Origin of the sequence: Bradyrhizobium sp. CCBAU 45394, assembly GCF_028128655.1 — a bacterium.
Lineage (GTDB): Bacteria > Pseudomonadota > Alphaproteobacteria > Rhizobiales > Xanthobacteraceae > Bradyrhizobium > Bradyrhizobium diazoefficiens.
In genome coordinates this window covers 593586-607043 of the sequence record NZ_LBIX01000004.1, presented here as the reverse complement: position 1 = coordinate 607043, position 13458 = coordinate 593586, and the positions used below count along the sequence as shown (strand labels likewise).

Annotated in this window: 11 protein-coding genes and 1 pseudogene; 10 read left to right on the top strand and 2 right to left on the bottom strand. The window is 65.8% G+C overall.

Features of this window, described 5'->3' with window-relative positions; genetic code table 11:
• Window positions 1-99: 99 nt before the first annotated feature.
• The gene (locus WN73_RS03590) at window positions 100-1584 is read right to left on the bottom strand and encodes a mannitol dehydrogenase family protein (RefSeq protein WP_271551459.1); all 1485 of its coding nucleotides are present in this window, start codon (window positions 1582-1584) and stop codon (window positions 100-102) included.
• A gap of 144 nt (window positions 1585-1728) precedes the next feature.
• Between WN73_RS03590 and WN73_RS03585 the strand changes: the two genes are divergently transcribed.
• The 6 genes from WN73_RS03585 (at window position 1729) to uxuA (ending at window position 7944) form a co-directional block, all read left to right on the top strand.
• Window positions 1729-2550 (top strand): FadR/GntR family transcriptional regulator, encoded by an 822-nt coding sequence (locus tag WN73_RS03585; RefSeq protein WP_028174487.1) that lies wholly within the window; start codon window positions 1729-1731, stop codon window positions 2548-2550.
• Between the two features lie 87 nt (window positions 2551-2637).
• The gene (locus WN73_RS03580) at window positions 2638-3597 is read left to right on the top strand and encodes a sialic acid TRAP transporter substrate-binding protein SiaP (protein ID WP_162603843.1); all 960 of its coding nucleotides are present in this window, start codon (window positions 2638-2640) and stop codon (window positions 3595-3597) included.
• A gap of 108 nt (window positions 3598-3705) precedes the next feature.
• Window positions 3706-4284 carry a TRAP transporter small permease gene (locus WN73_RS03575; RefSeq protein ID WP_011089572.1) on the top strand — a complete coding sequence of 193 codons (579 nt, stop codon included), beginning with the start codon at window positions 3706-3708 and terminating at the stop codon, window positions 4282-4284.
• A 4-nt stretch (window positions 4285-4288) separates the two neighbouring features.
• Window positions 4289-5695, top strand: coding sequence for a TRAP transporter large permease (locus tag WN73_RS03570; protein ID WP_011089571.1), 1407 nt, complete (start codon window positions 4289-4291; stop codon window positions 5693-5695).
• Window positions 5692-6741, top strand: coding sequence for an L-idonate 5-dehydrogenase (locus WN73_RS03565; RefSeq protein ID WP_110117224.1), 1050 nt, complete (start codon window positions 5692-5694; stop codon window positions 6739-6741). Before WN73_RS03570 ends, WN73_RS03565 begins: the two co-directional genes overlap by 4 nt.
• Before the next feature lie 12 nt (window positions 6742-6753).
• Window positions 6754-7944 carry a mannonate dehydratase gene (gene uxuA, locus WN73_RS03560; RefSeq protein ID WP_271551453.1) on the top strand — a complete coding sequence of 397 codons (1191 nt, stop codon included), beginning with the start codon at window positions 6754-6756 and terminating at the stop codon, window positions 7942-7944.
• Window positions 7945-7991: 47 nt separating this feature from the next.
• Here uxuA and WN73_RS03555 read toward each other — a convergent pair whose 3' ends face one another.
• Window positions 7992-8930: a LysR family transcriptional regulator gene (locus WN73_RS03555; protein WP_271551451.1), complete on the bottom strand. Its 939-nt coding sequence runs from the start codon at window positions 8928-8930 to the stop codon at window positions 7992-7994.
• Between the two features lie 211 nt (window positions 8931-9141).
• Between WN73_RS03555 and WN73_RS03550 the strand changes: the two genes are divergently transcribed.
• The 4 genes and pseudogenes from WN73_RS03550 (at window position 9142) to WN73_RS03535 (ending at window position 13377) form a co-directional block, all read left to right on the top strand.
• Window positions 9142-10224: an ABC transporter ATP-binding protein gene (locus WN73_RS03550; RefSeq protein ID WP_161533573.1), complete on the top strand. Its 1083-nt coding sequence runs from the start codon at window positions 9142-9144 to the stop codon at window positions 10222-10224.
• Window positions 10225-10259: 35 nt separating this feature from the next.
• Window positions 10260-10976, top strand: a complete 717-nt coding sequence (locus WN73_RS03545; protein ID WP_110117220.1) for an HAD family hydrolase — start codon at window positions 10260-10262, stop codon at window positions 10974-10976.
• A 16-nt stretch (window positions 10977-10992) separates the two neighbouring features.
• A pseudogene (locus WN73_RS03540) lies at window positions 10993-12299 on the top strand (NAD(P)/FAD-dependent oxidoreductase).
• 28 nt (window positions 12300-12327) lie between these two features.
• On the top strand, window positions 12328-13377 hold the full coding sequence (locus tag WN73_RS03535; RefSeq protein ID WP_271551447.1) for an ABC transporter substrate-binding protein: 1050 nt from the start codon (window positions 12328-12330) through the stop codon (window positions 13375-13377).
• Window positions 13378-13458: the final 81 nt, after the last annotated feature.

The following is a 13458-nucleotide window of genomic DNA, read 5'->3' as shown; positions in this document are numbered from 1 at the left end:
GCTCTCGGGTGAGGCAATGACAGGCAAAAATCAAGCGCGACTTCCGTCGACTTTGCGTTCGATTTGGACCGCAGTGCAGCATTACTGCCCAGTTTGTGGTCACGCAGAAACGTGCGTCTCCACTGCCCGCCGCGCGCCGTCCGTATAGAGACGGCCGAGCGCCGCGATCACGGCCTCGCGCAGGCGCGGCTCGGCACCCAGCGGCCCGAACACTTGTCCGACCCCGAGCAGTGCGGGCGCGAGCCGTTCGGCGACAGGGCCCGCCTCGCGCGCCAAGCCTGCGAACTCGCCGGCGAGGGGATCGCGCACGTCGATGGCGCGGCCGTGCTCGTCGCGCGCGGTGACGTAGCGCATCCAGCCGGCCACCGCGAGCGCATGCGTCGCGATCGGCAGGTTCTTGGCGAGGCGATCCCGCATCGCGCCGAGCAGGCGTTGCGGCAGCTTTTGCGAGCCGTCCATCGCGATCTGCCAGGTGCGGTGATGCAGCGCCGGATTGGCGAAGCGCTTGAGCAGCGAGGCGCGATAGGCGGCAAGGTCGGTGCTCGCCGGCATCGTCAGCGTCACCGCGGCCTCTTCCATCACCTGCGCGGCGAGACGCGCGAAGTGCGGATCCTGCATGGTGTCGGCGATGGTCTCGTAGCCGGCGAGATAGCCGAGATAGGCGAGCGCGGAATGGCTGGCGTTGAGCAGCCGAAGCTTCATCAGCTCGAACGGCTTGACGTCGGTGACGAGCTCGACGCCCGCGACGGCAAGATCGGGCCGGCCCGCCGCGAAGCAGTCCTCGACCACCCATTGCGTGAAGGGCTCGGTCATCACGGGCCAGGCGTCGCGGAAGCCCAGCGCGGATGACACCGCATCGCGGTCGGCATCCGTCGTCTCCGGCACGATGCGGTCGACCATGGTCGAGGGAAAGGCTGCGGTATCCGCGATCCACTTGCCGAGATCCTTCGAGCGCAGCGCCGCGAACTGCGTCACGATCCGTTGCACGGTGTGGCCGTTGGCGGCGAGGTTGTCGCAGCACAGCACGGTGAAGGGCGCAAGCCCCTGCGCCCGGCGGCGCGCCAGCGCGGCCACGATGAAGCCGGGGGCCGAGCGCGGCGCGTCAAAATTGTTGAGATCGTGCACGACGTCCGGGTGCCGCTCGTCGAGATCGCCGGTCTGCGGCGTATGGCAATAGCCTTTCTCGGTGACGGTGAGCGAGACGATGCGAATGGCGGGATCGGCCATCCGCTCGATCAGCAGCGCCGGGTTCTCGCGTGCGACGACGCTGTCGAGCAGCGCGCCGATGACGCGATGCTCGGTGCCCTCAGTGGCACGAACGGCAACGGTGTAGAGATGATCCTGCGGGGCGAGGGCATCGCGCGTGTCCGGCCTGCGCAGGCTCGCGCCGACGATGCCCCAGGATGCGGCCCCGGTGGCAAGGCAATCGTCGATGACGACGGCCTGATGCGCGCGATGAAAGGCCCCGAGCCCGAGATGCACGATGCCGGGCGTGACGCGCGATCGGTCATAGGCCGGGCGGCGGATGGCCGGCGGCAGCCGGTCAAGATTGGCGCGGCCAAGACGCGTTGAATTATGGCGCATGGTCGTCTCTCCCTGTCTTTGGCGGCTGCTTGACATGGCGCCCGTCCTCGGTCAATGCTCCGGTCAATTGGTAAGGCCAATTATCCAAAATTGGCGGGCGGCGGGTTTGGACGACCCCGCGCGACCCTTTCGGGGAGGACCAGCGTGCCGCTGGAAGCTGTGGAGGCGAGACGGCTCTATCGCCAGGTCGCCGATCAATTGCGAAGCCTGATCGACAGCGGCGAGTACGCGGTCGGCAGCCGCTTGCCGACCGAGCGCGAGCTCGCCGAGCAGCTCAAGGTGTCGCGGCCGACGGTGCGCGAAGCCCTGATCGCGCTCGAGGTCGAAGGCCGCCTGCGCATCCGCGTCGGGTCCGGCATCTATGTGATCGAGCCCGCGGCCGTTGCGGCGCCTGCGACCGCTTCCGTCATCGAGGGGCCGTTCGAGCTGTTGCGCGCCCGAGAATTCCTGGAAAGCGCCATCGCCGAGCAGGCCGCGCGCGTCGCGACCAAGGACGACGTCGCGCGCATCGACGCGTCGCTTCTCGCGATGGAGAATGTCGAGCACCCCGGCGAAGCCTCGATGGTCCACGACCGCGCGTTCCATGTCGCGATCGCCGGAAGTCTCGGCAATGCCGTCCTGGTGCGCGTGGTCGGCGAGCTGTTCGACCAGCGCCTCAATCCCTATTTCGCGCAGCTTGCGCATTATTTCGAGAACCCGGGCACCTGGCGCACCGCGCTCGACGAGCATCGCGCCGTGCGCGACGCGATCGCCGCGCATGATCCGGACGCCGCGCGCGAGGCGATGCGCAATCACCTGGCGCGCTCGCAGGAGCGCTTTGCGCAGAATTTCGGCGCCGTGGCCGCGGCAGGATCGTCCCCGGCACGATCTCCGGAAACGCCGGCAAAACCAGAACGGGCGCCGAAGAAGCAGGCCGAAAAACAGGCCAAGAAGCAAGCCAAGAGCGGCAGCGCGCGGCGGCGATGAGATTGGGCGGCCCGCATTCCTTGCAGGCGGGCGAACAAGAAGCAGACTTGAACGATGGAGGAAAAGTCAGTGTTGAAGAAGATGACGATGATGCTCGCGGTCTCGGCCGCGGCGATGTTCGCGACGACCCAGGCCGGCATGGCGCAGACCAAGCTGAAATGGGCCCATGTCTACGAGACCTCTGAGCCGTTCCATACCGCTTCGGTCTGGGCCGCGCAGGAGATCGGCAAGCGCACCAACGGGCGCTATACGGTCGATGTCTATCCGGCGTCCCAGCTCGGCAAGGAAGCCGACATCAACCAGGGCCTTTCGCTCGGCTCGGTCGACATCATCATCTCCGGCTCGAGCTTCGCGGCCAAGAGCTTCCCGCCGATCGGCGTGACCTACTATCCCTACACCTTCCGCGACGCCGATCATCTCCTGGCCTACACCAAGAGCGACATCTTCAAGGAGCTCGCCAAGGGCTATGAGGACAAGAGCGGCCACCACATCGTCGCCGTGACCTATTACGGCGTGCGCCAGACCTCGTCGAACAAGCCGATCAAGAGCTGCGCCGACCTCAAGGGCCTGAAGATGCGCGTGCCCGACGTTCCGGCCTATCTCGCGATGCCGCGCGCCTGCGGTGCCAACACCGCGCCGATCGCGTTCGCCGAAGTCTATCTCGCGCTGCAGAACGGCACCGTCGAGGCGCAGGAGAATCCGCTGACCACGATCGAGGCCAAGAAGTTCTACGAGGTGCAGAAGCACATCGTGCTGACCGGCCACATCGTCGACCACCTCAACACGGTGGTGGCGGGCGCGCTCTGGAAGAAGCTCTCCGACGAGGACAAGAAGATATTCACCGACGTCGCGCAGGAGGCCGCCGCCAAGGCGACCGCGGAGATCAAGCAGAACGAAGCCAAGCTGGTCGCCTTCTTCAAGGAGAAGGGCTTGACCGTGACCGAGGTCGACAAGAACGAGTTCCGCGACACCGTGCTGAAGAACGTCGCGTTCGAGACTTTCGGTTACCGCAAGGCGGATTGGGAACGGATTCAGGAAGTCAAATAGCAGTGGCTGTCATTCCGGGGCTCGCGAAGCGAGAACCCGGAATCTCGAGGTTCCGGGTTCGACGCTGACGCGTCGCCCCGGAACGACGATTTGGAGAGAGGTAACCCCATGTCGACCGCCGAAATACACCGGCAGATCACCGCGGACGAGATCGCCCACACCTTCGAGGAGGAGGCGACGCCGAAGGTCGATCTCGGCATCTACGCTTTCGAGGACTGGGTGGCGCTGGCGATCTTCTGGGTGATGGCGCTCGCCGTCTTCCTCCAGTTTTTCACCCGCTACGTCCTCAACGACAGCTATGCCTGGACCGAGGAGATCGCGACCTACTGCTTGATCGGCGTGGTCTTCATCGGCGCATCGATGTGCGTGCGGCTGTCGCGGCACATCCAGGTCGATCTGATCTACCGTTATCTGCCGCATCTCGTCGCGCGCACGCTGTCGACGGTCATCGACCTGATCCGGATCGCCTTCTTCGGCTACGCCATCAAGCTGGTCTGGGTCTACATCCAGATCATCGGCGACGAGTCGATGACCACGATCAATCTTCCCAAGGACTACGTCTATTACGCCGTGCTGGCCGGCTTCGTGCTGATGTTCGCGCGCTCGGTGCAGGTGGCGTTGCAACATCTGCGACAGGGCTACTCGATCCTCGAACGTCCCGGCGCCTACGACGGTTTTGAAGGGTAAGGTCATGCTGCTGTTGCTTGGTGGTTTTCTCCTCCTGATGCTGCTCGGCGTTCCCGTGGCGATCGCCATGGCCGCGTCGTCGCTGCTCTACATCCTGGTCAGCGGCGTGACGCCCGACGTCACGCTGGCGCAGCGCATGATCGCCGGTGTCGAGAGCTTCCCGCTGCTCGCCGTGCCCTTCTTCATCCTGGCCGGCAATCTCATGAACATCGCCGGCGTCACCGGCCGCATCTACAAATTCGCCGTCGCGCTGGTCGGCTGGATGCGCGGCGGCCTCGGCCACGTCAACATCATCGGCTCGGTGATCTTCTCCGGCATGTCCGGCACCGCGATCGCGGATGCCGCCGGTCTCGGCACCATCGAGATCAAGGCGATGAAGGACCACGGCTATTCGACCGAGTTCTCGGTCGGCGTCACTGCGGCGTCCGCGACGCTCGGCCCGATCATCCCGCCGTCGCTGCCCTTCGTGATCTACGGCATGATGGCGAACGTCTCGATCGGCGCACTGTTCCTGGGCGGCGTCATTCCCGGCATCGTCATGACGCTTCTGATGATGGCCACCGTCACCTACTTCGCGCACAAGAACAAATGGGGCAGCGACACGCCGTTCTCCTGGCCGCAGCTCGGCTCGGCCGGCCTCGAGATCGCCATCGTGCTCGCTTTCCCGCTCGCGATCTGGCTGATGGTGGTCGCCGGCATGTCGACCAACATGGCGGTCGTCATCGGGCTCGGCGTGCTGCTCGCGATCGACTGGTATTTCGACTTCTCCGCGGTGATGGCGCTGATGGCGCCGGTGATCCTGATCGGCGGCATGACGCTGGGCTGGTTCACGCCGACGGAAGCCGCGGTCGCCGCCGTGATCTGGTCGCTGTTCCTCGGGCTCGTGCGCTACCGCACCATGACCTTGAAGACGGTGGCGAAGGCGACCTTCGACACCATCGAGACCACGGCCTCGGTGCTGTTCATCGTGACAGCTGCGTCGATCTTCGCCTGGCTGCTGACGGTGTCGCAGGCCGCCCAGATGCTCTCGGACTGGATGCTCAGCATTACCCACAACAAATGGGTGTTCCTGGCGCTTGCCAACGTGCTGATCCTGTTCGTCGGCTGCTTCATCGACACCACGGCGGCGATCACCATTCTGGTGCCGATCCTGCTGCCAATCGTGCTCAAGCTCGGCATCGATCCGATCCATTTCGGCCTGATCATGACGCTGAACCTGATGATCGGCCTGCTGCATCCACCGCTCGGCATGGTGCTGTTCGTGCTCGCCCGCGTGGCAAAGCTCTCGGTCGAGCGCACGACGGTGGCGATCCTGCCCTGGCTGGTGCCGCTGATGCTCGCGCTGATCGCGATCACCTACATCCCCGAACTGACCCTCTGGCTGCCTAAATACATGGGACTCTCCAAATGACCTCGACTGCTCTCGCCGCAACCCTGTTCGGCCCCGAAGATCTGCGCATGATCGAGCATCCGCTCGACAAGCTCGCATCAGGCATGGTGCGCATCCGCTTCGGCGCCGGCGGCATCTGCGGCTCGGACATGCATTACTTCCGCCATGCCCGCACCGGCGACTTCGTGGTGAAGTCGCCGCTGGTGCTGGGACACGAGATCTCGGGCGAAGTCGTGGAGATCTCCGGCGCCGCCGCCAACCTGAAGGTCGGCGACCGCGTCGCCGTCAACCCGTCGCGCTGGTGCGGCCATTGCGTCGCCTGCCGCGAGGGCCGGCCGAACCTGTGCGAAAACATCTATTTCATGGGCTCGGCCTCGAAGACGCCGCACATGCAGGGCGGCTTCGCCAATTACTTCGACGCGATCCCCGCGCAGTGCGTGAAGATCCCGGACCACGTGTCCTACCAGGCCGCCGCGCTCGCCGAGCCGCTCTCGGTATGCCTGCACGCGGTCGCGCGCGCCGGCAACATCGAAGGCAAGCGCGGCATCATCTTCGGTGCCGGCCCGATCGGGCTTCTGACCATGCTCGCCGCGCACCGCGCCGGCATGGCCGACGTCACGGTGGCTGACATCGCGCCGGCGCCGCTCGCCTTTGCGAGCCGGCTTGGCGCCTCTCATGTCGAGAATGTATCGGGTGGCGAAGAGGGCTTGAAGGCGCAGGCTGCTTCACGACCCTACGACGTCGCGTTCGAGGTCTCGGGCACGGCCGCGGGCCTTGCCAGTGCGATCGGCATCGTCCGGCGTGGCGGCGTCGTGGTGCAGATCGGCAATCTGCCCGGTGGCCAGATCCCGACGCCGTCGAACGCTGTGATGGCGAAGGAGATCGACCTGCGCGGCTCGTTCCGCTTCGGCTTCGAGTTCATGACGGCGGTGGAACTGATCAGCGCCGGCAGCGTCGACGTGCTGTCGCTGGTCACGGCGGAACGGCCGCTCTCGACCGCGCCCGATGCACTGCGGCTGGCGCTCGACCGCTCGCAGAGCGTCAAGGTCGTGCTGACGGCGAACTGATCGGAGGGACCCATGATGCTAGAGGGATGGCGCTGGTACGGGCCGGATGATCCGGTCTCGCTCGACGATGTCAGGCAGGCCGGGGCGAGCGATATCGTCTCGGCGCTGCATCAGGTGCCGATCGGGGAAGCCTGGACGCGCAAGGCGGTCGAGGAGCGCAAGAACTTCATCGAGCGCGGCCAGCCCGGCCGCTCGCAACTGACGTGGTCAGTGGTGGAGTCGATTCCGATCCCTGACGACGTCAAGCGGCTCGGCGGTAAGGCGACGAAGTCGATCGAGGCGTGGATCGCGAGCCTTGAGGCCGTGGCCGCTTCCGGCATCAATATCATCTGCTACAATTTCATGCCCGTGGTCGACTGGTGCCGTACCGATCTGGAATGGGAGCTGCCGAACGGCGCTCGTGCCATGCGGTTCGACCAGGATCGCTTTGCCGCGTTCGAGCTGCACATCCTTAAGCGTCCGGCCGCCGCGCAGGAGTATTCACCGGAGCAGCAAGCGCGCGCGAAAACGCTGTTCGACCAGATGAGCCAGGCCGACATCGACTATCTCGTCATGGTCATCGCCAGCGCGCTGCCCGGCTCGACAACCGAGCCGATGACGATCCCGCAATTCCGCGACCGGCTCGAAACGTACCGCGATATCACGCCAAAAATCCTGCGACAGCATCTCGCCGAGTTTTTGGAGCGCGTCACCCCCGTTGCGGAACAGCTCGGCGTCTCGCTGACCCTGCATCCCGACGATCCGCCGCGTCCGCTGTTTGGACTGCCGCGCATTGCCTCCTCGGCCGACGACTATCAGGCGCTGTTCGACGCCGTGCCGTCGAAGGCCAACGGCATCTGCCTGTGCACGGGCTCGCTCGGCGTGCGGCCCGAGAACAACCTGCCTGAAATGGCCGAGCGCTTCGGCCCGCGCATTGCGTTTGCGCATCTGCGCGCGACCAAGCGCGAGGCGGACGGCCTGTCATTCTACGAATCCGATCATCTCGACGGCGACGTCGACATGGTCGCCGTGCTCAAGGCGCTGCTGAAGGAGAACGCGCGGCGCTCGCCCGACAAAAGAATCGTGTTCCGCCCCGATCACGGCCACCGCATGCTCGACGATCTCGCCGCCACCAAGCGCACCAATCCCGGCTACACCGCGATCGGCCGCCTGCGCGGCCTCGCCGAGCTCCGCGGCGCCATCAGGGCGATCGAGCATCGGTGACGGCGTGGTGCGCTTCGCCTCTCCCCGCTTGCGGGGAGAGGGGGCAACTAATAGCACGCGGCCATCGCGCCGAGTTTCGGATAGAGCTTGTCGATCGCGGTGATCTCGCTTTTCATCTGCGCGATGATCCAGTCGCGGATCTCGGTGGCGATGGGGCGCATCGGCCGGTTGCGCGGCGGCAGGAACTCGCAGATGCGGCGCGTGGTGGTGAGCGTGTCGGACGCCGGCACCAGCGCGCCGGTCAGGAGCCAGTGCGAAGCGACCGTCAGCCAGCCGAGCGCAATGCCTTGGCCGAGCAGGGCAGCCTGCATCACAACGGCATAGTCGGTGAAGCTCAGCGCCTTGGCCGCACCGCGGCGCCCGGTGAGAAGCGAGGCGTAATCCGCGGCCCAGTCGCCCGGCGTCTCGGCGAGGCGGATGATGGTGTTGCCCTCGGCAGAATCGGTCTCGTCGAGATAGCCGGGGCTGCACATCGGCAGCATCACTTCCTTCATCACGAGCGTGCCGCCGGACGACGGCTCGTCGCGGTCGCGAAAGCGCATGCCGAGATCGACATTCTCCACCGGCCCGCGCAGCGCGCCGGAGATCAGCTGGAAGCGCAAATCGACCTCGGGAAACTGCCGCTGCAACTTGTCGATGCGCGGCATCAGCCAATGCGTGGTGAAGGCGGAGGAGACCGACAGCGTCACCGTCTCGGTGCCCTTGCGCCGCCGTTCGATCTCGACGAGGCCGCTCTCGATGCTGCGAAAGCCTTCGAGCACACGGCGATAGAGCAACTCGCCTTCCTCGGTGAGCACCGCGCGGCCGGCCTTGCGGTCGAACAGGCGGACGCCGAGATGCTGCTCGAACTGGCCGAGCATCCGGCTCACCGCGGGCTGCGTGACGTTCAATTCGGCGGCCGCCGCGGTGAAACTGCCATTGCGCGCTGCTGCGTCGAAGACGAACAGGGCGTTACTGGACGGCAGCATCCGGCGGAGCTCGGGCATAAGGTCATGTTATGAGCCGGGTGAGAATTTGGCAATTGCCGAGTTTTGCCAAGTCTGGTGTCATTCGCATGACAGCCTAAAGACAGGGGCTTCGAGCAAAGGATTGGTTGCAGTGCACGCTGCAACCAGGAGTGCTCCAAATCCCTGTCTATAAAGCAGGCTTATGGCGCGCAGTGAGGCACGCCGGCTCAGGACATGGCGAGGTCGATCGTTGGACAAACGAGCGGAAAGCGTCGAGATCAGGTCCGCAAGCAAGGCTTACGGCGCGGTTCGCGCCCTCGACGACGTGTCCCTCAATGTCGGCGCCGGTGAGTTCGTCTCCCTGCTCGGCCCCTCCGGTTCCGGCAAGACCACGCTGCTCGGCATCCTGGGCGGCTTCATCCTGCCATCCAGCGGCACCATCCTGTTCGGCGGCCGCGACGTCACTTACATGCCGCCGCACAAGCGCGACATCGGCGTCGTATTCCAGAACTACGCGCTGTTCCCGCATATGAGCGTCGGCGAGAACGTCGCCTTCCCCTTGCGCGCGCGCCACCTGCCGAAAGCGAGCTGGCCGGAGAAGGTGCGCGCCGCGCTCGCGATGGTCGGCCTCGCCGGCTACGAGGAACGCGGCATCGCGCAGCTCTCCGGCGGCCAGCGCCAGCGCGTGGCGCTGGCACGCGCCATGATCTTCGAGCCGCGTCTGATCCTGATGGACGAGCCGCTATCCGCGCTCGACAAGCAGCTGCGCGAATCCATGCAGATCGAGCTGCGCGCGCTGCACCGGCGCATCGGCGCCACCATCATCTACGTCACCCATGACCAGCGCGAGGCGCTGACCATGAGCGACCGCGTTGCCGTGATGAAGGACGGCCGGCTGATCCAGATCGACGAGCCGGCGCGCCTGCACGACCATCCCGCCGATTCCTTCGTCGCAAGCTTCATCGGCGAGGCGACGATGTTGCCCGTCCGCCGCGTCGATGCCTCCAGCGTGGCGCTCGGCAGCGCCTTGTTGCGCAGTGCCCGCGCCATTCCCGACGGCGACGCCCTGATGCTGGCCGTGCACAGCGAGAAGCTGCTGATCGACGACGGCGCGCAGGATGCCGCCTGCAACCGGCTCAGCGGCACCGTCACCGACATCGTCTACCAGGGCGAGAGCCTGCGCATCTTCCTGGCGCTCGAAGGCGGCGTCGCGCTCAGCCTGCGCCAGCCGAGCTACCACCAGGCCTACAGCCGCATCCCGCCGCTCGGCGGCAGCCTCACCGTCACCCTCCACCCCGAGGACACCATCGTCGTGCCCAGGGTAGGGGACTGAATCCAGCCTAGTCCAACCCGAGAGAAGAGACCAACATGTCGTCCCAAGCCGCGTTCAGCAATTTCAAGGTCCTCACCTTCGACGTCGTCGGCACCTTGATCGATTTCGAGGCCGGCGTGCTCTCCGCCGTGCGCAAGATCTCGGGCAAGTCGCCGGCCGAGCTCAGCGACGAGCAGATCTTCGAACCCTACAAGCGCGGCCGCGACAGGCACTATGAGCGCTCCAGCGAGGCGATGTTCCACGTCTATCGCCATCTGGCCAAGGAGCTCGGATTGCCTTCCGACGATGCGTCCTGCGACGTCTTCCAGCTGTCGGTGCTGCGCTGGGGGCCGTTCGCGGACTCGGTCGAGGCCCTGAAGCGCCTGCGCACGAAATTCCGCCTTGTGGCGATGACCAATGCGGATCGCGTCGCGCTGTCCTGTTACGCACACGCGCTCGGCAATCCCTTCGACGACACCGTCTGCGCCGACGACACCGGCGTCGCCAAGCCGAACCCGGAGTTCTTCGCCTACAACAAGGGTCGCCAATCGGCCTTCGGCTACAAGCAGTCCGACATCCTCCACGTCGCGCAGAGCCAGTACCACGACATCGGGATCGCTCGGAAGCTCGGCTACAAGGTGTGCTGGATCGAGCGCCGCCAGGGCATCGCGGGCTTCGGCGGCACGCCGGCGGTGGAGACGCTGACGAAGCCGGACTTCCATTTCCCGACGTTGAAGGCACTTGCCGACGCGGCGATCGGGCCGGCGGCCTAGATCGGTGAGCGCGGGCATGACACGGGACTGGAGCGCGCTGCCATCGGCCAATTCGCTGTGGGAAGCCACGGCGGAACCGGCGCGCGCGTTTCCGGTGCTGTCGGGCGAGAGCCAGGCGGACGTGGTGGTCATCGGTGCGGGCTATACCGGCCTCTCCGCCGCGCACCACATCGCCAAGAGCGGCCTATCGCCGATCGTGCTCGAGGCCAACCGCCCCGGCTGGGGCGCAAGCGGGCGCAATGGCGGGGTGATCACCGCAAAGTTCCGCCTCTCGTTTCGCGAGATCGACGCCGTGCACGGCCGCGCCATGGCGCGGCGCATGTACGAGATCGCGCATGAATCCACCGACATCGTCGAGGAGCTGGTGTCCGAGTTCGGCATCAGCAGCGCCGCGTTGACGCGCGCCGGCCAGGTCAAGGCCGCGCACAACGAGACGACCTTGCGGGCCGCGATCGACGAAGCCAACTGGATGACGCGCGAGATGGGCGATGTGGAGGTCCGCATCCTCGACAAGCGCGGGGTGCGCGAGGAGACCGGTTCCGACATCTTCGTCGGCGGCGTGCTCAACCCCGGCTCCGGCGGCATTCATCCACTGAACTATCTGCGCGGTCTCGCCGACGGCGTGGCGCGCCGCGGTGTCCCGATTTTCCAGGAATCGCCGGTTTTCAGGCTGAGGCGAGAGCAGGGCGGCATCGTCGCGGAGACGCCGCGGGGCGCGGTGCGGGCGAAGCAGGCCATCATCGCCACCAACAGCTACTCGGACCTCACCACCGCCACCGCGCAGATGCAGCGCACGCTGATCCCGTTCCGCAGCGCCATCATTGCGACCGACAAGCTGCCGCGCAATCTCGCCGGAAAATTGATGCCGACGGGGCGCACCTACACCGAGACCAAGCGCATGATGCGCTGGTTCCGCATGGTCGACAATCGCGTGATCTTTGGTGGCCGCGGCGCTTTCGGCAAGCAGGACTCCGAAGCCGCGTTCGACGCCTTGCGCAGGCGATGGTCGGCATCTTCCCCGATCTCACTGAGGTGCCGCTCGCCTACAAATGGTCGGGCCTCGTCGCCATGACGCTGGACTCGGTGCCGCATATCGGCCGGCTCGACGACCGCACGCTGTTCTCGATGGGCTACAACGGCGCGGGCGTTGCGATGTCGAGCCTGATGGGGCGCTATCTCGCCGCCTTCGTGCGCGGTGAGACGCCGGATGTCGGCCTGCTCGACGCGCGGCGCATGAAGGCGATTCCGTTCTATCCGCTGCGCGAGCCGGCCGTGCGCATGGTCGCCGGCTGGTACCAGTTTCTCGATGCGATCGGTCAGTGAAATCACTTTGGCGATGGAGGAGGCGAGGATGACGACGAAACAGAATTCCGCATTGGGCTACGCCCTGTTGGGCGCGATCGCGTTTGGCGGCACGGCGGCGAGCGCGGCCGAGCAGATCACCTTCGTCTCGCAGGGCGGCGCCTATCAGGCGGCGCAAACGGTGGCGATCCTCGATCCCTCCGCCAAGAAGCTCGGCATCACCATCAACCAGGACTCCATTCCCGACGCCTGGCCCGCGATCAAGACGCAAGTAGGCAGCGGCAAGCCGATCTGGGACGTCGTGGACACGCCCACCGGCTATTGCCTGCGCGGCGGCGAGCAGGGGCTGATCGAAAAGCTCGACTTCTCGAAGATCCCGAACGCCGCGGCGATGCCGGAGGCCTATCGCAGTCCCTATTCGGTGTCCTACGAGTTCTATTCCAGCGTGCTGGCCTTCAGCCAGAAGACCTTCCCGAAGGACGCGCCGAACAGCTGGGTCGATTTCTGGGACGTCAAGAAATTCCCCGGCCGCCGCGCGCTGCGCAACCATCCGATCGCCACGCTCGAAGCGGCGCTGATGGCCGACGGTGTCGCGCCCGACAAGCTCTACCCGCTCGACGTCGATCGCGCCTTCAAGAAGCTGGAGGAGATCAAGCCGCACATCACGGTGTGGTGGACGTCAGGCGCGCAGTCGGCGCAGCTCCTCAACGACGGCGAGGTCGACATGGAGATGGCCTGGAACGGCCGCGTCAGCGCGGTGGCCAAGGAGGGCGCCAAGGTGTCCTTCACCTACAACCAGGGCATCCTTCAGAGCACCTCGCTCTGCATCCTCAAGGGCGCGCCGAATCTCGAGACCGCGGTGAAATTCCTCAACGAGGCCGTCGATCCCGTGCACCAGGCCAATCTGCCGCTGCATATCGACTACGGTCCGGGCAATCCCAAGGCGTTCGAGACCAATGTGATCAAGCCCGAGCGCGCGGCGCAGTTGCCGAGCGAGCCGGCCAACGCGGCCAAGCAGGCGCTGATGTCCTACGCCTGGTGGTCCTCGCCGGCCGGCGAGGCGGCCGAGAAGCGCTGGGCCTCGTTCATGCAGAAGTAGACGAAGAGCCAGGCGAAGCGAGGCAGCGTTGACGATATCAGTGCCAGATCCCTCCCAAAAGCATCAGCGCCGCGAGCACGG

Bases quoted from the DNA above. Each gene is read 5' to 3' on its own strand.
- WN73_RS03590 (WP_271551459.1), bottom strand. From the start codon at position 1,584: ATGCGCCATAATTCAACGCGTCTTGGCCGCGCCAATCTTGACCGGCTG.
- WN73_RS03580 (WP_162603843.1), top strand. From the start codon at position 2,638: ATGATGCTCGCGGTCTCGGCCGCGGCGATGTTCGCGACGACCCAGGCC.
- WN73_RS03575 (WP_011089572.1), top strand. From the start codon at position 3,706: ATGTCGACCGCCGAAATACACCGGCAGATCACCGCGGACGAGATCGCC.
- WN73_RS03570 (WP_011089571.1), top strand. From the start codon at position 4,289: ATGCTGCTGTTGCTTGGTGGTTTTCTCCTCCTGATGCTGCTCGGCGTT.
- WN73_RS03565 (WP_110117224.1), top strand. From the start codon at position 5,692: ATGACCTCGACTGCTCTCGCCGCAACCCTGTTCGGCCCCGAAGATCTG.
- uxuA (WP_271551453.1), top strand. From the start codon at position 6,754: ATGATGCTAGAGGGATGGCGCTGGTACGGGCCGGATGATCCGGTCTCG.
- WN73_RS03555 (WP_271551451.1), bottom strand. From the start codon at position 8,930: ATGCCCGAGCTCCGCCGGATGCTGCCGTCCAGTAACGCCCTGTTCGTC.
- WN73_RS03545 (WP_110117220.1), top strand. From the start codon at position 10,260: ATGTCGTCCCAAGCCGCGTTCAGCAATTTCAAGGTCCTCACCTTCGAC.
- WN73_RS03535 (WP_271551447.1), top strand. From the start codon at position 12,328: ATGACGACGAAACAGAATTCCGCATTGGGCTACGCCCTGTTGGGCGCG.